We start from the raw sequence: 18,805 nt of genomic DNA on the forward strand, positions 1-18,805 counted from the left end.
CCGGCTGCCCAGACGTCGGATAGTGCGGCGCGATCAGCACCAGCAGACCCTTCCACGGCACCACCTGCTCCATCTCCGACAAAAACACCTCGCGCCGTGTCTGCTTGCGCTTGCCGTTGTACTCCGCATCGCCAAAGCTCAGCTGCATCGAGATCGTCCGCTCGGTTCGTTGATCCATTGTGGCAGTATCAGATGGAGTTGTTCAGACCTTCCCTAATCCCCGGCGCGAGGCTGCAATGATCACGCGGGCGGGCAAGGTCATCAAATTCATTGAAACGTACTGCCTGATTCCAGATGGTGCGCACGTCGGCAAACCAATGAGGTTGGCCGAGTTCCAGCGCGAGTTCATCACCAGCGTGTACGACAACCCCGCCAGCACGCGGCGCGCGATGCTTTCCATTGGTCGCAAAAACGGAAAAACCGGCCTGATCGCAGCCCTGCTTCTGGCCCATCTTGTCGGGCCGGAGGCCAAACAAAATTCGCAAATCGTCTCTGGCGCGATGAGCCGCGACCAGGCGGCATTGGTATTCAACTTGGCTGCCAAGATGGTGCAGCTGTCGCCGCGCCTGTCGGAAATCGTGCGCATCATCCCGAGCGGCAAGCGCTTGATCGGACTCCCACGCAACACCGAATACAAAGCGCTGGCAGATGACGGCAAGACCGCGCACGGACTTTCCCCGGTGCTGGCGATCCTGGATGAAATCGGCCAGGTGCGCGGGCCGCAGTCTGACTTCGTTGACGCGATCACCACTAGTCAGGGCGCGCACGCGGAACCGCTGCTGATCGCTATCAGTACGCAGGCAGCCAGCGATGCAGACCTGTTTTCGATCTGGCTGGATGATGCACAGCGATCCGACGACCCCCGCATGGTGTGTCGCCAATACAGCGCGCAGGAAGGTGCCGACCTGGACGACGAAAGCGCGTGGCGTGCCGCCAACCCTGCATTGGGTACGTTCCGCTCGCTGGACGATGTGCGCGAACAAGCCAAACAGGCTGCGCGGATGCCGAGCATGGAAAACACGTTCCGCAATTTGATCTTGAACCAACGCGTGTCCGTAGTCTCGCCCTTCGTTTCGCCCAACGTGTGGAAGACCAACGGCGAGCAGCCAGCCGAGTTTGTGGGGCCGGTGTATGGCGGGCTAGACCTGAGCGCACGCACCGACCTAACCGCCTTCGTGCTGTACGACCTGCATGGAAATGTGCAGCCGTATTTCTGGACGCCGGGCGATGGTCTGCGTGACCGCGCCGCGCGTGATCGCGCACCCTACGACGTATGGCACCGGCAAGGCTTCCTGCGCACCACGCCTGGGGCCAGCGTGGACTATGACCACGTAGCTGCGGAAATTGTGGAGTTGTGTGCGGATCTGGATCTACGCGCTCTCGCCTTCGACCGCTGGCGCATTGATGTGTTTCGCAAGTCTCTGGAACGGCTGGGCATCGAGCTGCCGTTGGTACCGATGGGGCAAGGCTTCCGCGATATGGCCCCCGCACTGGATGCGCTGGAAGCCGAGCTATTGAATGGCCGCATCGCGCACGGCATGCATCCTGCACTGACCATGTGCGCGGCCAATGCAGTGGTCACAAAAGACCCGGCAGGCGGTTGCAAGCTGGACAAGTCCAAGGCAACGGGACGCATCGACGGCCTGGTGGCGCTGGCAATGGCCGTAGGCGCCGCGACCAGCGCGCCGGAAGCAGAGGCGTCACCCTACGTTGAGCGCGGGCTGCTGTTCGTGTAACAGCGTGGGCGCCAGCTGACAGGCGGGCCCACCTTAAAAAACAGCCTGCAGCCGGAGCGGCGTCATGAGCCGTGATCCGGCACTTTGCCTCAAGCAAGCCTTTCAATGTCGGCGAGATTAACCTCCACCACATACACTGCAATGCCTGCTGCTTCCCCGAGCGTTTTGACGATCTGTCGCGCGTCCTTGCCTTCAACGATGAAGACCCCTGGTGCAACTGGCCTAGCATGCGCACCGATGAATGCTGAAAATTCGTCCGGCTTGTCTGAAAACGCTAAATACGTGGCGTGCAATGCCATCCTCGCTCCCCTCTTCCTTAGGCGGATTACCCGAGATGATTTTGCCCGGATTGACCGCATAGCGACTAGGTGGATGGGATGTTGGAACGAAGATCTAGCGAAAAAATAAAGTTAATTAGATCAGTGACTTAGGTCGGCATCTGGCGGAGAGAGTGGGACTAAACGTTCAGCACTCTAACTCATTGATCTAACGACAAAAGAACAGTCGGGCCGCGTCCTGTTGAGTGTTCTAACAAGTATAGATAGTCGCCCTGATAATTTCCAGCAAATTCGGCGAGCTCATTGAGCTAACCTAAGGCATAGCGTCTTTCTTTCAAGGAAAGGATATGCAGCTCACCAAGCTATACATCATCGAGAGGCAATAGCAGATCACGTTTGATCCGCTCCCGAGCTGATTCTGATCCGAATCACCCCGTGAAAGCATAAGTGCCTGACTTAAAACGGCTGCGAATTATTGCTTCAATGGCCGTTTACCTGGAATTAGAGACTTGCCGGTTTGCGCTCGTATGCCAGCCCTTGTGCCGTTAAAAACCATCTGTGTGCTCTCGAGCTCACCCCTCCCTGGATAAATGCGGGCACCTGAACACTCGAACCAAGCTTCTTTCTTGTTTCAGCACAGCAGTTGCTTTCGCAATAAAGCAGCCACGCCCTCAAACCAACCCACGCCCCAGCCATTAATGGAGCAGCAATTCATAAATTTTAAATGCACGCTGATTATAGACACTCAAAATAGAAACGCGCGCCCCAGCCTGAATAATCACCTCAGTTTCATGCCCGTGGGTTTGTCTACTTTGATTACTGAGGAAAAGCGCCTTTGTTATCGAATCTTGAGCAACGGTAATTACCCATATGCTTAATATTGAGTTGTACCCGTCACGATAAGCATGAGATTTAGCAACCTCTGCACATAGCGTTGTGGATAAAACTCTATCCAGATAAAATACTGGCCCCACAGGTGGCGGCAAGCCGCCATGGAAGACAATTTGACCAGGCGTCATTTTTCTACCAAATTCAGAGATCTCACCATGAACTCCAGCAGCGTTATATCTCGGATGTTCTTTACGGTATTTCCATATGGAAGGAATCCTGTATAAAGGCGGCGTAAAACTTAAAGCTTCTTTATAAGATGACAGAAGATTCAGCTTGTTTTTAATCAACGAAGGCAAAAGGTTTCCGCCATGCAGACCACTTATTGCTTCACGAATATGATCCACAGGATTTTCAATAATTATATTTTTACGTAGCTTGCCAGTAGCAAGACCAGCACCCGTACTAAATCCATGCTGTATACAGCAGTCCCGCGCAGGGCGATTATCCACCAGAGGATAAGGAATTACTAGTGGCAATCTAATGCGATACACGCTAATTTTTCCCAGACATTAAGAGGTTAGGCTTTTAAGAATGAGTGCGAGCCAAGTTTCCCGCCTCTTCCTTAGTCCGTCGCAAAGAAATAAAAATTATCGAATTCGCATCATGATCAACACAGGCCGCAGCGCATATACCATCGCCACCTTCTGGCTTATAAACAACAACACAAATTTTATAAGGCCTTGCCTCACCGTAATACTTAAGCAAATTTGGATTATTACCGATATTACTACAGAAGCTCATCAGCTTTAAAACTCTTTCCTCCTTTGAATCCCCATTAAATTCAGAACTCCAACTACTCACATCCGCTGCAAACAAAGGGTCAAAACTAACGGTATAGCCTGGCATCAACACACCCCCAATCCAGGAAGTATAACTATATCAAGATTTTTTTATTCGACTTTTTAATTTTGCATTACTCCCACCCAGAACTTTACTCAAGACTTGCTCTGCGGATAGCAGCTCCGTCGAGCCATCCTTGATCGCCCTGACCCTTTCGGCCACCTCATTATCGAGCCATACTTTCTGCTCAGCGTTTGGCTCAAATTTATTCTCGTTATCCATTCACGCACCTTCTATCTTTTAAGATACATTATCACAAAGTCAGACCGTGTAAAGTGATGCAACACAGATAAATAGTAGTCGACTGCTAGATCTCATCCTTTCTCATATCAAGCGACGGTTTCAGCTGTTATTAGTATGATACCAATTTTTATTGCTGCCACTATTTCGGATCATCGACGGATTACAGCTTTTCCATCGAGAAGGCCAAATAGCTCACGATTGCTCTAAATTGCACCGGAACTTAGCGTTAGCCAAGCCTCAGTAGAAAAGACAAGGGTTAAGACCTGTATAAGCAAAGAGCCCCGCATGCGGGGCTCCCTTGTCGCTGGCGTTGAAGCCTCAGTCTCGGCGCCGGGTGCCAATGGCGGGCGGCATTGTTCCGATCATTTGGCGGAAACATCCTGCAACAATCCTAGCTTTCTGCCAAATGCCTAGGCGCACCATCAGTCTACTGCGCGGTCAACGGTCAGAAATATCTGAGCCATCATAGACTTGGCTTCGGTGGCCGAAACTTCAACTCCCAATGCCCTGCCTCACCCTCGGCCTGCGGTGGAAGTGCGTCCTCTCCAGATGCCTCAGGCGTCAGAAGCTCAATCGGCTGCGGAGCGAAGTTCTTCTCCAAGTCCTCAGCCGCCTCCACCATCGCTTTTCGAGCCCGCTTGATCCGCCCCTGCTGGATCGCTTGGATGCGCGGGGAAACATGCCTCTTCGTTCGCGCCAAGCGCCGCTGTGCTCTGGCCACCGCTTTCGTATCGGAATCGTATTCTTGCTCATAGAGCTTGGCTTGCGCATCTAGCACGGCCACACGCGCCTTGTAGGGTCGCACCAGCGCATGGGCATACTTGCTGATTGAGCGAGCAAGCATCTCGGTGTCTTCAAAGAGAAATGGCTTGGTGGCGTAGCTATCCGCTCGCCGGCAGGCGTAGCTATCCGCTCGCCGGCAAACGAGCGTGGAGTGCGCCCGCTGGAACTCGGGCTCAATCTGGATACCCGGGATCTGCCGCAAGACTTCGAGAGACTGCTGAGCCACCGCTCGTTGGGCTTCGAGCCAATCTTCAATCAGTTGCGCCTCCGCATTGAGCACCTCAGCGTCTTGTCGGCCCGAGGAACGAGCCAAACGCGTCACGCGACTAAGATGTCGGGTCTGACCGCTGTAAGGCGTGTAGAGACCCGGGCGAGGCGCTGGCGCACGCGCCAAGCGCTCTTTGATCTGCCGCACCCGCTCTGCGCCTGACAATCGTGTCTGCCCAACCGCTGTGCGTCCGTCCAATCCAGAAGCCTGTGCGTTGGCCCGATCCCGAAGTGCTGTCGCATGGCTATGAGACGGTGGCACCTCGTGCACGAGACCACCGCTTTTTTTCATGTGCTCAGCGACAAGCTTTGAAAGCGCCAAGGCCGCAGCTTGACCGCCCCTACCTCTGACTTCTGCTGTGAACTTCGTTTTGCGCATCACCGCCACTTTGGCTTTGCCCAAGTGCTTGCCAGGCCGGCGCGTGAGTTCGCGGGCGCTTTCAAACTCTCCATTACGCGCGGCTTCGTGTGCTTGTGCTCGGAGACTGCGATGATCCACCCGAGCCGGGTAGCCCGCATTTTTCAAGTGCGTATTGATGACCATCGCGATGTCTTTGCGGATTTGCCGCAGCGCTCGTGTGCCGCCCCCTTGCCGCGCATCAAACTCAGCGCAAGCGCGCTCCCCCAGTCCTCCTGGGCCGACTTGTCGTGCTGACATCAGCATATGCACATGATGATTGCGCTGATCACCATATTTGCTTGGTGTGTGCACAGCGACCAATACGGCGACCTTGAACCGATTGACGAGCAATTGGCCAAGCGCCAAAGCGAGCGCTCTACGTTGGTGTGGATCGAGTTGATGCGGAAGCGATACTTCGACCTCTCGGCAAACGCGTGCGTTCTTGCGCGTCTCGGCCGCTTCGTTCGCGTTCCAAAAATACTGCGCATCAAAGCACCACTCGGGCGCTCCTTTCGGCGCAAGCATCTGATGGAAATCGACACCGCCTCGGTGGGAATAATTGTGGCCAAGCCCTGTGCTCATATCGAGCAGATCAAACCCTGCGCGGTAAGCAGCTGCTGCGACCGAAGAGTCGCCGTTGCCTCGACTGAAAGACTTCATTGTTGCGTGATAAATCGCCATTTGTGAAACTCCTGTTTGTTTGTGGAGAACACAAAGAAGCGATAGAACATTCCCTGTCGAGAGTTAAGCGAACTCGACAGCACAGAGACCTTGATCACGAGGTTTTGAAGTGGCTGTGTTGCCTAGCGAAGCATAGGCAACGAGGTGGCGAAAGCCACCGCACCGACGCGCAGCGTTGGCGCACGGTTTCTGCAAAGCAGAAACCATAAGTGCGCTCTTGCTGTTTGATTCTTTATTAGAATTTTCGCGCTAAGGCTGGGGTCAGCAATTGCGCCCCTACGTATGATCAATATTTATATTAGAAAATTAATAAGACCTGTACAGACCCAACTTTTGCCATGTCCTGTGTCGATTTCAAGGCAACGGTATATGCGAGAGGCGATGTCCTTTGGTTTTCGGAAATACAAGCAACAGAAGGACGAACGGCCCCCAGATTGGTAGCATCACCAAAGCCGATCGAACGCGAATTCGCAGCAGCTGCGGAAACAAGGAAGCGAAATGCCCAATGAATACTGGGACATGGATTACAAGAACGACCCCAACCTGTTGAACCTCGCCAGCGTGGGCACTTCGATGCTCGTGCCCTTCCCAGTGGGAAAGCTGGTAGATGCTTCCTTGCTCTGGCTCAATGAGCGCTGGTTTCATGACTTGGGCATCGCCATCCACGACAAGCCCACTCGGACCAGCATCTCAGCGTCCTTGCTTGAACGCTTCGCCGTGACCTCCCTCGAAGCTCACTGCGTTGCCGGCAGCTTCGGCGGACGGACACTGGGCGCTGATCGCTATGGTGGGAGCGGTGGGGCAATCCACGGAGGGAGTGGCCGCTGTGGCTCCGATGGCATGCTCATCGCCAAAGGAACCGGCCCCACACCATTGGTCTCCGAGGCCCATGATTGGTCGCACTCGCATGGCTGTCTCTATCTTTACGATGCCATTCGCGAGGCAGTCGCCAGCGAGATCCTCAACGCAGAACTTCCCCACGGGGCAGTCCCCATCGTTGCCATCATCGATGCCGGCTTCTCCCTGGCACGCACCGATGCAGACGAACCGGAGCGGTGCGCCATTCTGATCCGGCCCGCTTTCCTTCGCTTGGCGCACTTCGAGCGCAGCCTGTATTTCGGAACATCAGGCAGCGCAAACAGCGATCAATTTCAAGATAGCCTGCGGGTCAAAGATGCCATCCAATTTGCCGACGAACACGCGCAGCTCGATGCCGGCAATCCCAATGGCTTAGGCGTTAACTTGTCTGAGCTCTACCTGCGCCTTGCCGAGCAGATTGCCGCAAGTCGCGCGCATCGCCTTTGGACAGGGCGCCCGACAAGCGACAACATCACATCGAACGCGCAGTTCCTGGATTTCGGCGGCTTCCGCGCAGTTCCCAACTGGAAGCATGGCACCGATGGGCATCGTCACTTCTTCGGCGATGAGATGCGTGATGTTCGCCACTCGCTTCCCTCGCTTGCCTACTTCTTCAAGAAGTATTCCCGCTTTGACAAGGCAATCGCCAACATCGATCAGCTGCTTATCCAGATCGAGCATCACATGGAAGCTGCGTTCCTCCATCACTGTGCAGAAGCGTGTGCCTTGCCTGAGTCAAGCCCAGAGGCGTTGCATTTCAAAGCGCTCATTGCGCGCTACTACCGCGAGCAACAGCGCATTGACTATGCGTTCGATCAGCCCACAAAGCACGGCGAGCGCCACGATTGGCTCTCTGACCACCTCAGAGGCAAAGCAACCCGGGGGTCTCAGATTGGCGAGGAGATCGCAGCGTTCGTGCGCGCACTTCCGAACTCAGATCTTCATCTTTGTGCGGCCAACCGCTGGCTGAGACCACGACCACGCCTTTCCTATCGCGTCTCTAAGCGCCGCGCGATCAAGCTGGTGCGGTCGATCCTCGCCGATCGGTCGTCGGGACCCGAGCGGGTCTCCGCATTTATCGCAACCGAGGTCGCGGCCTCGCGACGGGTTTGGAGAGGCTTACCACCACACTGGCTTGTCCTAGGCTACGCAAGCGATCACGTGTCCACCGCGTTGTATTTCTTTGATACGCACCGCATGGCTTATGCAGCCCAGCTGTCGGGGCCACGCGTGCATGGGTGCACACTGCTCTTCGGTGCCGAAGTCGCAGATGAGACACTCGGCATCACCAATTCTGGCCATCGAACCGTCGTGCTGGTCGACTGCGAACCCACCAGCTACCTGGTAGGTCTAAGCTTGAACGGGCGTGCATCAATCCCTGCCGCACTGCTCACCTTCCCGGACGCTGCAGTTGCAGCGCAGACGTTGAGCTCAACCACCGCCCATGCAACCTAATGCCGTTGATGCGCAGGCGCTTGGCCTGGCAATGCAACTCCTGTTCAAGACTGACCGCAAGAGGTTCAGTATCGCAGCGGCTTATGTGTGGCTATGGCCTGCAATTCGCCTAGGCCAGCTCGTCACGATCGAAGACGAAGACGGGGTCTGGACCGGCTACGCCTTATGGGCTTATCTGACGCCTGAAACCGCCAGTCATTTGGTTCTGCAAGATCCGCCGTTCTTGCCAATTAGCGACTGGAACGAAGGTGATCAACTCTGGATCTTGGATTTCGTGGCTATGCCAGGGCATCACCGACGCCTGGCGAGAGCACTCCGGCATCGCTTGCGCCCTCACTTCAAGCAAGCGTATCGCTTGGTGCGAGATAAGACGGGCGCTATGCTGGGGACCAAGACCTACAGACTTCGCAAAGATAGCTGAGGAAGACACGTTGCTTCCTTGATACGAATGGACGAACCGAAGCGACAAGGCAGTTGCAGCCTATGCACGAAGTGACATCAAGGTCGACCAAGGCCTGGACTGGATTTTTGTTCCTGGGCTTCGGTTCTGGTTTGCCCTATCCGCTGATCGGCAGCACCTTAGGCTACTGGCTCAGCGAAAAGTCGCTTTCGATCGCAGTCATCGGTGCCTTGGCTTGGACCGCACTTCCCTACTCCCTCAAATTCCTATGGGCCCGCCATCTCGACCAACGTCGTGCGCCGGCCGTTGGAAGCACCATGTCGCACCGTCAGGGCTGGATTGTCTTGTCTTCGGTCATGGTCGCCCTCTCCCTCCTGGGCCTTGTCCTGAGCGTCGTCACCGGTAGTCTGCCGCTCATTGCATTGAGCTCCGTCGCAGCCGCCCTTGGCGGTGCGACCCTGGATGCCTCAGTCGATGCGTTTCGCATCGAACAGGAGGCAGTGCACCAGCAGCCAGCCAAGCTCCTCACTGCCTATCAGTTTGGCTACCGCCTTGCTCTTCTGCTGAGCGACGGCCTAGTGTTCTTGCTCGCAGCGCGGCTGTCTTGGCAAGTTGCTTATGCCCTTCTGCTGCCCCTGATGTTGGTGCCCATCTGCGGAACGCTCTTTCTACAATCTCATCCCGATAGCGCCCGCACCCCAGATGCCACGGGTGCGGAGAAGCAAGGGGCTCCGTTGGTGTCGCTTCGACCCTCTACCCTCCAAGGATGGATCGCGGTGGTCGTCTTCATCGGCTGCTATCGCCTACCGGACATTCTTCTGGGTCCCATGATCAATCCTTTCTTCCATGCCCTGGGCATTGGGAAGACTGTGGTCGGGTCCCTCCATATCTGGCTTGGGATCCCAGCAGCCTTCCTGGGAATTTTGGCTGCAGGCACAAGCTTGAAGCGTATGTCTCTGGGCACGACCATCCTTGTTGGCGCAGCTCTCCAAGCCTTTGCCCTCCTCGGTCTTGCATTGCTTTCGTCCAACGAACGGTCTGTTGAGTTGCTTTGGGCTAGCGTTATTCTTCAAAACCTTGCCAGTAGCTATACCGGCATCGCGTTGGTTGCTTACATGTCAAAGCTAGTCACACTCGGACGGGCAGGAGAGCACTACGCTTGGCTAACAAGCTTCTACTCGATCTTCGGCAGGGTGCTTGCCGGCTTCTCAGGCCTTGCAGTGGCTTATCTCACCACACTCCATGGACAAAGCCTAGGCTATGGCACGTTTTTCATCGGCATCTGCTTGACTTGCGCGCCTGCCCTCCTCGTCTACTCCCTCATCGTTCGCAACACCCTGAGAGAGCGGCCGGATGCGTAGTGCCATCACGCTGTCGCCTCCAATGCCCACAGCGGCTACTTATGACGATGTATTGCCTGAACTCATCCTTTTACGCCAAACGTGTTGGTTGCTCATCTCGGCGCTAGCCAATTAGATAGATGCCTAATTGGCTAGCGCCAGCAAACCGCTTAGTTTCGACTTCTCGTGAGCCCAAGCAAGCACTCACTCTTCGAGCTCGCTTTCACATACACAGACGTTCCACCAAGATCGGTTTTGTAGAAAACCTCCTTGCCGGCATCGGAGAGTGGCGCGTGGGGATTGGGTGGTAGGACATATGGAGTGAGCGCAAATTTCTGCTTGATCTTAGACACCTCATAACAGCGTCCGGGCGTCAATTCCATATACGCAAAGCTCACTCCTTTGTCGAGCTCAGGTGGAACCCTGAACTCAACGAAGGAGACTCCATATTGATCCTTTGTCTTCAACGCGGCTGAACGAAAAGCAATGTTCAATGACCGGCTTGAACTTACTTGCCGAAATTCACTGAGGCCGATATCACGGAAAGTTTCATAGTCGACTGGCTTAGCAGAATCATAAAACTTACTAACGATCTCATCCAAACTCAATTGAGAGTCCTTATTTTCAGCATGCGCACTCATAGTCACAGCAAAATTAAGGATTACCAGAAACGCCATTTTTTTTGAAACAAACATATCAGCCACCTTCTGAAATTTAATATCTATACACCACGCCATTAGCCCCCAGAGGTTTTCCTACTGTCCCAATAGTTCCCGTAGTATTGCTCATAGCTAATATCATCAGCCTTATTATCAGGAGTTCCATTCACATCGATATGCTCGCCATTCCTGAAAGACTCGCCGATTTGCGCTGAAGCAGCGTCCCAGTTTATCTGACCGGCCTGATATGCGTCATATGTCGCATTGTAAGAAGCCACATTGGCGGGATCTGCGGCAATGTTGAAAGCGACACCCTGTGCGGTAAGCTCTCTCTGGACCGCGATTGAGTAGATTGTTGCTTCACCTTCAGTTGCTAGACCCATATTAATGGCTGATGCTCGATCTGTAACCGTGTTCCACTCCCCATCGAAAAGCGTATGCCCTAATTCATGTGTTAGTTGGGATGCTGTATCACTGGGGTTAGAATACATTTTTACGTAAACTGTTCCACCGCCAGTAGCAAGAGGATCCGTATGAGAATAACCATCAGTGGCCACTATATTGAAACCCTTCGCTTGCGCCAGCTGAACCAGCCCTTCCAAGGTTGCTGACTTATTGACGAGGATATCCACCTCTGCTCCGAGATCAGTCGTCGTATTTTTGTCCGTTGGATTCGGCAGTCCACCCCCGCCTCCACCACTGGGCGGTGGTGTCGGGAACTCAATCGGCGGAGAGGGTGGAAGCGTCGGTGGCCCCGAAGGCGGCGGGTTAACAACCACTGGGGGCAGCGTGGGCGGCTCGCTTGGATCGACATCCGCAGCGGCGGCGGCACCTGCCACTAAGAATAGCTCTTCATTTGTCAGCTCTCTCATTACAGCACTCCATACTATGTGTTTAATTTTGTCCCAGTCATTCCCACTATCGACTTCTCAATAACGCCCCTCCCTTTGAATTAATTAATAAGCACTGATTGCTCATTGTTGCTTGGACTTTTCAGTAGTTTCCGCTGCATCGCTCTTTTCAGATGCTCTTGGCTGCTCTTTGATCAAGGGCCTTAGAGTTCCGCCCACGAAGAGATAGTGCATGTCGCACATCCGAGAGATGTTCTTGTCATGCGTCACAATGACTGTGGTTGCGCCGATACTCTTGATGTTCTTCATCAGCTGTATGCCCATCTGCTCATCAACCCCAGTCGTTGGCTCATCCATCAACAACAACTTAGTGCGCCTGTAGAAGGCTCTGGCCAAGAAGATCCGTTGTTTCTGACCACCTGACAGCGTGTTTCCCAAATCGCCGACTCTGGTGTTGAAGCCCATTGGCATGCGCTGTATATCGTCGTGGATGCATGCCAATTTCGCAGCCTGCACGAGACGTTCTTGGTCAATGTGCTCATCAAACATAGAGATGTTTTCCGCCAGTGTTCCGGACAACAGATTGTCACCCTGCATCACGATGCTGACCTTGCTTCGGTAGCTCGACTTTCCCACTTTGCGCAGATCCTCTCCATTGACTAAGAAGTCCCCGACTTGAAGATCTTCAAGTCCCGCCAGAACGCGGATGAGTGTGGTCTTACCCACGCCTGAGTTCCCGACAATTGCAATCACCTGGCCTGCCGGGGCCCTGAGCTGCAAAGCACTCATGATCCACTTGTCCGTGGACGAGTAGCGGAAGTAGCCGTTGACGATCCCAATGGCGGGTGCAGCATCCTCCACCGCGCCGTTGCCGTGCAAAAACGACTCAGGCTCGCTGTGGGTGATGTCTGAAATCCGCTCGGTGTGCAAGCGAAGCAGACGGAGCTGCATCAAGTAGTCAGCCAAGTTGATGCTGCGCTGGCTGAACTGGGTCGCATAGATCAGAAAGACCGTCAGCACCCCGACCGTCATATCCCCACTGAGCACCAGCCGGGTGCCTTCCCAAATTACAAAGATGCGGCACAGGCCCTGGATGAGAAGCTGGACAGAATCAAAACCAATGCGGATCCGCTCAGCCCCGATGGTCGCGTTAGTCGCTTTCGCGCTGTAGTTCGTGAAGCGCGACGCCCAAAGCGCTGACTTGTTGAACAGTTTGATGGGCTGGATGCTTCGGACCGTTTCGTAGAGCAAGCTTTGCCGGCGTGCATCGATGTTGATCTGGTCGAGGTTGGCCTCTTTGAGTTTGGCGTAGTAGGCGTAGCGCGAACCCACATAGGCGATGGTGAAAGCCAACAAGGCGAAGGAAAGCGGCGCGTCGTAGCTCATCAAGAGCAACAACATGAGGAAAGACATCACCCCATCAATGACCGCTTCCAGCATCTTCGTCGTGAGTGACTGCTGGATGGAGTAGATCGACTGGAAGCGACTTGAAATGTCCCCGGTATGCCGCTTCACGAAATACGACTGGGGTAGCGACACCAGATGACGGAACAAGTTGCTACTCCACCGCAAGCCGGTGGTGGAAGAGATCCACAGCAAGGTCCATTTCCTGGCAACGGTCAAGACCAGTTGGACCAAGAGCACGATCGAAAAGCCGATCGCCAATGTGGTGACCAAGCCATCGTCCTTGACACTGAGCACCTGATCCATGGTCAGTCTCAGGTATTGCGGCGCAATCAGCGCGCAGCCTTCCAAGAACAGCGCCAAGATGCCCACGCCCCAGAACGCGGGCACCAGGGACCGAAGCGAGCCTGCCAGATCGCGAAGCGATACCGACGGCACACTCTTGATCTTCTTGAAGGCCGGGCCGGGATGCGCCTCTAACGCAATACCGCTAAAGAGCTCATCGAACTCATCGAGCTTGATTTTTTTGACGCCGGTTGCAGGATCGCTGATGTGCACGTGTCCGCCCCGCACAGCCGTCAGCACGACAAAGTGCCCGTGGTGCAGATGGACCATGCAAGGCAGCGATAGCTTGGGAAGTTCGTAAAGCTCCAAGCGAAGCGGACGCGTTGTGAGCCCGTTGGCATCAGCAATTTCAATCAGAGACGCAAGCGTTGCCCCACTGGTTGACACCGTAAAGCGGTTGCGAAGCTCCCCGAGGCTCGTTTCATGACCGTAGTAGGAAAGCAGCATCGCAATGCAGGCCAGGCCGCACTCGCTCGACTCAGTTTGGCGGATATGCGGAACACGGCGCTTCGAGGAGAACACCAGGCTTGGTTCGGCAGAGCGATCCGGCTCGGCATCGCCATTGGCGGATGGTGTCAAGACATCCTTCATCGCTTTTCACCCGTCAAGCGTGAGCCCATCGTTTGGAAGGGGTCAAACATCCACTCCCAAATCTTGCGGCCTTCCAAAATCAGTTCCGCATCCACTTCCATCCCCGGCAGGAAGGACTTCGCTTCTTGGGCGACTCCGATGGTTTGAGAAGGCAAGGCCACCTTGGCGGTGTAAACCGGCTCAGTAGGCGACTGGCGACCATAGCGGCGCTCCAACTCACCGAGCGGACTCGTTTGCGTCGACAGCGATGCAATGCGCCCCTGGATGACACCATACTTTGCTTTCGGGAATGCGGCGATGTTAAGCAGCACCTCGGTGCCGACCGTCACATGTCCGATGGCTCTTGAAGGAATGAGGATTTCAGCTTCAAACACCGACTCACTTGGGGTGATCGATGCAATGATCGAGTCGGTGCCTATGCGCTGACCTTGGGATGCATAGATCGCTGCGACTGTGCCGCTCAAGGGTGAGGTGATGGTCTGCAGCCGGTCGGACTTGGCTCTGGCAACTTGATCTTCGATCGTGGATTTCTCGCGCTCGATTTCACTTGCTTGCCTGCTGGCCGTCGTCTTTATCTCGGTGATTTCACCCAGCAAAGAGGCACGTTGATTGCGAAGTGTGGACTGCTGCGCGCGGGCATCTTGGATCTGCGCCTCTGCATCCAAGAGAGCGTTTTCGTAGGTGAGGTAGGTGTATTTGGACACATACTTCTCAGCAAGCAGGGGCTCGATGGTCTTCAAAAGTTCTTGGTTCTTGGCATATTTCTTTTCCAAGATTGAGATCTTGCGAGCGACTTCCTGCATCGCACCGCTCGTTTCTTCGACTTGACGCGTCAGTTCCCGCTCGCGCTGGCCGGAAAAGTCATGCGCCTGCAATTGCTCCTTGGTCAGCTCTTCTGATCGGTTGAGCGCACGCTTGATCGTCTCATCGGACAAAGAGCGACCCGCTTCGTCGGTGATGTCGGCTGACAGCTCCGCAAGCACTTGACCCTTCTTGGCCAAGGCATTGGGCTTCAATGTCGTTGACAGGATGAGCCCAGGCGTTCCACTGCGGATGTCCACTCGGCCATGCGTCGAGATGATCTGGCCTGATACATGCTCCCGCTTGGAGTAGGACGCGGTCAGAACAAACGTGGCCAGCAAGAGGAAAAGCGCACAGCCACAGCCAATCCAGATCCGGATGGACGAGGGAAACGCATCTTTTAGGTCGCCGAGTGTGGAAGTTGTCTCTGGCCCCTTCCGCTTGCGAAAGAGCGGTTGTTCTGCGTCATCCGTCTGAGCTGATTCGCTATCCATAGCACCTACACTTCGAGATCTACTGCACAACTTGCGTGAGTTGAGGCTACCCGCGCAGACATTAAAATTACATTTGCGTTTTGTTGATCTGGCGTTGGCATTGGCGCCAAACCTAAGTTTGCAAGCCCCACGTTATTGCTTTTTCAGCAACCAAGGGTTGCGTCAAGCGAAGGTGTGTTGCGCAAAGCGCAGCCGCACATTGCGGAGTCGGACCACGGCAGATAGCGCACAAAACGCGTCAACATCAACTTAGAGCAGGTGCTGCTCCCAATCGTTATCAAGCCGATCCTAGGCTTCCACCACGTCAGCCACCGCCCCCATCACCACTGGACGCGTCTGCCATCATTTTCTGCTGAGAGTGGGCAGCGAGCGTCATTACGGGGCCTGCTGGGTTCTTGTCGATTTCTTCGCGCTCGCGCTGGAATTGCGCCATCTCCTGCGTCCGTTGCTGATCCAGCTCCGCTGTCTTCTGCAAGGTCACATTGATGCCAGGCGATGGCGTGTTGAGGGCGGTTTCCGAGTGAAAGCCGGGCGTCTTGCCAAAGACAAAGGCGACATCATCTTGGATGGTCACTTTCCGGAGTTGATCCGCGCGCTCGATCCCTGACTCTTTGACGGCATGGAGCACTTCGGCCGCCTTCTCATCAGATGTGCCCCTCGGGAGCTGTGCCTGGATGGCAGAGAACAAGGGGTAGTCCCGATGATCAGACGGAAATGCCGGCTGAGCGACATCTTGGGAGGGCTTCGCTTGCTCGACCCGATCCTCATCGTTCATACCTGGGTTTGAACGCCCACCAGCCCCACCAAAACCAGGCAATGACGTATAGGAGGACGACGTGCGCTCAGGCAAGACGATCTGTGCCGGCGCTTCGCTCTGTGTTGGGATTGCCGGCGACGGCGCTCGCACCGCCTCTTGCTGCGTTGCCTGCAATGGAACAGCCGATGGCGCGTCGTTCTGTGGTGCAACTCCTTGCGCTTGCTGCTCACCGCCCTGCTCCATCGCCGCATTCGCCGATGTCGGCTCTGTGGGTTTCGAGGCATCTCGGCGCGCGTGTTGTGCTTGGGACAACGCCGCATCCAGATCTTGCCCGGTAACGCCCGTCGCCGGCAAACCTTGGTCCTGCTGGAACTGCCTCACCGCATGTTCGGTCTCTGGACCGTAGTGCCCGTCTTGCGGTACGGCCTGACCGTTTGGACCACGCGCATCCACTTGCTGCAAGCGATACTGCAAGAACTCGACCTCTTGTCCCCGGTCGCCCAGGCGCAACCCTTCCACCTCACCTGATGCCGACGGCGTTGTTGGAACAATTGCCTGGGTTGAAGCTTCCTCACGAGACGTGAGAGTTGATGCTGCCGATCCAACGCTCGGCACAGATGCGCTTGCCGAGGATGGGGCGACTGCCTCTGCATTAGGCTGGACTGCGCCGGCTGTCGGAGGTGCGTCAACCTCAGGTGTTCGGGTTTCTTGGGGTTCGCGTTGCTGGATAGGTTCGGGCTTCGGTTCTGCAGGCTTGGCGACCGGGCGCGGCTCTTCCTGTGCTTGCACATTGACGGATGCAGGCATCACGACCGGAGCAGGCGTTGCTGTCTGCGCAACAGCAGGCACATCGGGTGCGCGTGCAACATCCCGATCCCGTTGCGCATCAATGGCTGCCTGAGGCGCTTGAGTTTCATCCACATGCGGAGCTGTAACGGTCGTTGCTGCGAAGCTTGCGACCTGTTGCGCCTCTTGCGTGGAAACGCCCTGCCGATTGGCCTCGCGCAGGGCCTGCTCGTAGGCGTCACGCTCTTGGGGCGATTGCGCGTCAATGCGCAGCTCTGGTGCACCCGTCGAAGGCGGTTGCCCCTGCCGAACTGATTGCACCTGCCCAAGTGCCTGATGGATCTCCTCAGTGCTGGTCGTTGCTGCAACACGCACCACACCATCGGCGTCACGGCTCAGATGCTGGATGGGGCTGTCCACCGAATATTGGCCGGTCGCATCACGCTCCAATGCCAAAGAACTGGTCGCTGCATCGATCCCGTTTGCCTCACGTGTCCGTTGCACCGCAAGCTGGATCGCGCCTGCAGTCTGGGCATTGGGCGCAACGCCATAGGCGGCATAGGTCGCTTCGGTATTGGCTTGGTCTTGTTGCTGCGCGGTTGGCGTTTGCCTTGCCGGCATCTGTGCCATTGCCTGCGCATGCTGCTCCAAGGCCGGTTGCAAGCGCTCACGCGTCGCATTCAGTTCCAACGGAACATTGCCTTCGGCAGCAATACCATCATGCCGCCACTGACCCTGGATATCGCGCTGATACTGCTTGCCGTCCGATGCTTGCAGTGAGTCTGGGTTCAAGGCGGTTTGCACGGCAGCTGGTACAGGCCCGAAGTCCTCCCAGCCATTGCGCTGATAGGCAGCTTGATAGGTTGCCGCAATTGCAGCTGGGCCACGGGCAATGTTGGCGTCCACCACCTGAGCTGCTTGCTGGTTCAAAGCGGCACTTCGCTCAAGACTTGCCGGATCAACCGTCCAGACAGGTCGATCGTTCCGATCGACTTCATCGGCGATCATCCGTGACCACTGGCCACTTGCCGGATCATGCCGCCAATCCCGTGCGTAGAGATGCGCCGCATCTGCCTCACTGGATGGCTGCACATAGGGATTACTGGGTTGCACCTTGCCCAGCGCCTGCTCGGTCGCTTCGCCACTGGCGTGATAGTTCAGCTCGCGCGCTTTTTCTGGCAGCGCGAACATGCCCTGCTTCTGTGGGGTATCCGTGCCATCGTTTTGCAGGTCGGCTTTTTCTTGGCGAAGCCACTGGCTGCCGTTGAACTCCCAGCTCACGCCCTGCTTGTCGGTTTGCGTATAGATCTGGCGGTTGTCCCAGAGCGTCACAGCCTTGTCGGCAGCAGCACTGAACAGATAACCATCAGCTACCACCAGGGCGACGGGTCCGGCACCACTTGTGCCAACCACGGCAGCGGCAGCAGCGCCGCCCGCCCAGCCGCCCACACCTCGGGCAGCAAAGTGCAACGCTTCTGAGCGCGCAGCGGTGAGGTTGTCTTGTGCCAACAGCGTGCCAACACGCTCTCCGGTCTGCGACGCATCGTAGGCGGTCGCGGCAACGCCCAAGCCCGCAAGCCCTGCTGTCATCCCGGCGCGACGCAAGCCTGGGATCTCAGGCTCAGGCGTGGTCTGGATATTGCGTCCCTGCCACTCATCCCAGCGCTGCTGACCCGCTCGGGCATGCTCGGTTGGCGGTTTCATGCGCTGACTAAGCGGAAGCGTGCTCTGGTCTAACGCCTTTGATGTTCCCTCAATGGCCGTTCCGCGAAAATACTCTCTGTTGTCGAGCCTCAGAACTTTGTTCTCGCGGAGCGCATCATCACTGGCTGGAATGCGCAGCATGCCCTCGTGTTCACGCGCACGGGCCACGATCAGCTCAAAGGCTGCTTGCTGACCAAGCCGGTCTTTCACACCGGCCAGCGCTTCACGTGGAAGGCCCTCA

14 protein-coding genes and 1 pseudogene are annotated in these 18,805 nt (G+C 55.9%); 4 read left to right on the top strand and 11 right to left on the bottom strand.

Annotated elements, in window-relative coordinates:
• Window positions 1-148 (bottom strand): annotated as a pseudogene (locus A7D17_RS23700) (IS5/IS1182 family transposase); the annotation flags it as partial.
• 88 nt (window positions 149-236) lie between these two features.
• Between A7D17_RS23700 and A7D17_RS15220 the strand changes: the two are divergent.
• Window positions 237-1,736 carry a terminase large subunit gene (locus A7D17_RS15220; protein WP_064509865.1) on the top strand — a complete coding sequence of 500 codons (1,500 nt, stop codon included), beginning with the start codon at window positions 237-239 and terminating at the stop codon, window positions 1,734-1,736.
• Between the two features lie 89 nt (window positions 1,737-1,825).
• Here A7D17_RS15220 and A7D17_RS24155 read toward each other — a convergent pair whose 3' ends face one another.
• The 5 genes from A7D17_RS24155 to A7D17_RS25265 form a co-directional block, all read right to left on the bottom strand.
• Entirely contained in the window at window positions 1,826-2,035 is a 210-nt protein-coding gene (locus A7D17_RS24155; RefSeq protein WP_153041962.1) for a hypothetical protein, read from the bottom strand.
• A gap of 674 nt (window positions 2,036-2,709) precedes the next feature.
• The gene (locus tag A7D17_RS24160; protein ID WP_161946553.1) at window positions 2,710-3,396 is read right to left on the bottom strand and encodes a hypothetical protein; all 687 of its coding nucleotides are present in this window, start codon (window positions 3,394-3,396) and stop codon (window positions 2,710-2,712) included.
• A gap of 34 nt (window positions 3,397-3,430) precedes the next feature.
• Complete coding sequence (locus A7D17_RS24165) at window positions 3,431-3,751, bottom strand: hypothetical protein (protein ID WP_133125678.1); 321 nt, start codon at window positions 3,749-3,751, stop codon at window positions 3,431-3,433.
• A 33-nt stretch (window positions 3,752-3,784) separates the two neighbouring features.
• Window positions 3,785-3,967: a hypothetical protein gene (locus A7D17_RS24170; RefSeq protein ID WP_133125677.1), complete on the bottom strand. Its 183-nt coding sequence runs from the start codon at window positions 3,965-3,967 to the stop codon at window positions 3,785-3,787.
• Window positions 3,968-4,451: 484 nt separating this feature from the next.
• Window positions 4,452-6,119 carry a MobA/MobL family protein gene (locus A7D17_RS25265; protein WP_082862032.1) on the bottom strand — a complete coding sequence of 556 codons (1,668 nt, stop codon included), beginning with the start codon at window positions 6,117-6,119 and terminating at the stop codon, window positions 4,452-4,454.
• Between the two features lie 498 nt (window positions 6,120-6,617).
• On the opposite strand from A7D17_RS25265, the gene A7D17_RS15240 reads away from it, so the two are divergent.
• From A7D17_RS15240 to A7D17_RS15250, 3 genes are all read left to right on the top strand, one after another.
• The gene (locus A7D17_RS15240) at window positions 6,618-8,432 is read left to right on the top strand and encodes a protein adenylyltransferase SelO family protein (protein WP_064509868.1); all 1,815 of its coding nucleotides are present in this window, start codon (window positions 6,618-6,620) and stop codon (window positions 8,430-8,432) included.
• Window positions 8,422-8,853 (top strand): toxin-activating lysine-acyltransferase, encoded by a 432-nt coding sequence (locus A7D17_RS15245; RefSeq protein ID WP_064509869.1) that lies wholly within the window; start codon window positions 8,422-8,424, stop codon window positions 8,851-8,853. Before A7D17_RS15240 ends, A7D17_RS15245 begins: the two co-directional genes overlap by 11 nt.
• Before the next feature lie 62 nt (window positions 8,854-8,915).
• Window positions 8,916-10,193: an MFS transporter gene (locus A7D17_RS15250; protein WP_064509870.1), complete on the top strand. Its 1,278-nt coding sequence runs from the start codon at window positions 8,916-8,918 to the stop codon at window positions 10,191-10,193.
• Window positions 10,194-10,342: 149 nt separating this feature from the next.
• Here the strand turns inward: A7D17_RS15250 and A7D17_RS23005 are convergent, their stop codons facing one another.
• The 5 genes from A7D17_RS23005 to A7D17_RS23010 form a co-directional block, all read right to left on the bottom strand.
• A complete protein-coding gene (locus A7D17_RS23005; protein ID WP_082862040.1) occupies window positions 10,343-10,867 on the bottom strand; it encodes a hypothetical protein in 525 nt (174 codons plus the stop codon).
• A gap of 41 nt (window positions 10,868-10,908) precedes the next feature.
• The gene (locus A7D17_RS24175) at window positions 10,909-11,703 is read right to left on the bottom strand and encodes a hypothetical protein (RefSeq protein ID WP_153041964.1); all 795 of its coding nucleotides are present in this window, start codon (window positions 11,701-11,703) and stop codon (window positions 10,909-10,911) included.
• Window positions 11,704-11,805: 102 nt separating this feature from the next.
• Window positions 11,806-14,022 (bottom strand): peptidase domain-containing ABC transporter, encoded by a 2,217-nt coding sequence (locus tag A7D17_RS15255; RefSeq protein ID WP_064509871.1) that lies wholly within the window; start codon window positions 14,020-14,022, stop codon window positions 11,806-11,808.
• Window positions 14,019-15,317 (bottom strand): HlyD family secretion protein, encoded by a 1,299-nt coding sequence (locus A7D17_RS15260; protein ID WP_064509872.1) that lies wholly within the window; start codon window positions 15,315-15,317, stop codon window positions 14,019-14,021. The genes A7D17_RS15255 and A7D17_RS15260 overlap by 4 nt, the downstream gene beginning before the upstream one ends.
• A 304-nt stretch (window positions 15,318-15,621) precedes the next feature.
• On the bottom strand, window positions 15,622-18,564 hold the full coding sequence (locus A7D17_RS23010; protein ID WP_082862041.1) for a peptidoglycan-binding protein: 2,943 nt from the start codon (window positions 18,562-18,564) through the stop codon (window positions 15,622-15,624).
• Window positions 18,565-18,805 lie beyond the last annotated feature (241 nt).

The sequence above is a fragment of the Xanthomonas floridensis genome (genome assembly GCF_001642575.1).
GTDB lineage: Bacteria > Pseudomonadota > Gammaproteobacteria > Xanthomonadales > Xanthomonadaceae > Xanthomonas > Xanthomonas floridensis.

Excerpts from the sequence above, each read along its gene's own strand:
- A7D17_RS15250 (WP_064509870.1), top strand. The coding sequence starts at position 8,916 with ATGCACGAAGTGACATCAAGGTCGACCAAGGCCTGGACTGGATTTTTG.
- A7D17_RS24175 (WP_153041964.1), bottom strand. The coding sequence starts at position 11,703 with ATGAGAGAGCTGACAAATGAAGAGCTATTCTTAGTGGCAGGTGCCGCC.
- A7D17_RS15255 (WP_064509871.1), bottom strand. The coding sequence starts at position 14,022 with ATGAAGGATGTCTTGACACCATCCGCCAATGGCGATGCCGAGCCGGAT.
- A7D17_RS15245 (WP_064509869.1), top strand. The coding sequence starts at position 8,422 with ATGCAACCTAATGCCGTTGATGCGCAGGCGCTTGGCCTGGCAATGCAA.
- A7D17_RS15260 (WP_064509872.1), bottom strand. The coding sequence starts at position 15,317 with ATGGATAGCGAATCAGCTCAGACGGATGACGCAGAACAACCGCTCTTT.
- A7D17_RS15220 (WP_064509865.1), top strand. The coding sequence starts at position 237 with ATGATCACGCGGGCGGGCAAGGTCATCAAATTCATTGAAACGTACTGC.
- A7D17_RS24170 (WP_133125677.1), bottom strand. The coding sequence starts at position 3,967 with ATGGATAACGAGAATAAATTTGAGCCAAACGCTGAGCAGAAAGTATGG.
- A7D17_RS24165 (WP_133125678.1), bottom strand. The coding sequence starts at position 3,751 with ATGCCAGGCTATACCGTTAGTTTTGACCCTTTGTTTGCAGCGGATGTG.
- A7D17_RS24155 (WP_153041962.1), bottom strand. The coding sequence starts at position 2,035 with ATGGCATTGCACGCCACGTATTTAGCGTTTTCAGACAAGCCGGACGAA.
- A7D17_RS15240 (WP_064509868.1), top strand. The coding sequence starts at position 6,618 with ATGCCCAATGAATACTGGGACATGGATTACAAGAACGACCCCAACCTG.
- A7D17_RS23005 (WP_082862040.1), bottom strand. The coding sequence starts at position 10,867 with ATGTTTGTTTCAAAAAAAATGGCGTTTCTGGTAATCCTTAATTTTGCT.
- A7D17_RS25265 (WP_082862032.1), bottom strand. The coding sequence starts at position 6,119 with ATGGCGATTTATCACGCAACAATGAAGTCTTTCAGTCGAGGCAACGGC.
- A7D17_RS23010 (WP_082862041.1), bottom strand. The coding sequence starts at position 18,564 with ATGAAACCGCCAACCGAGCATGCCCGAGCGGGTCAGCAGCGCTGGGAT.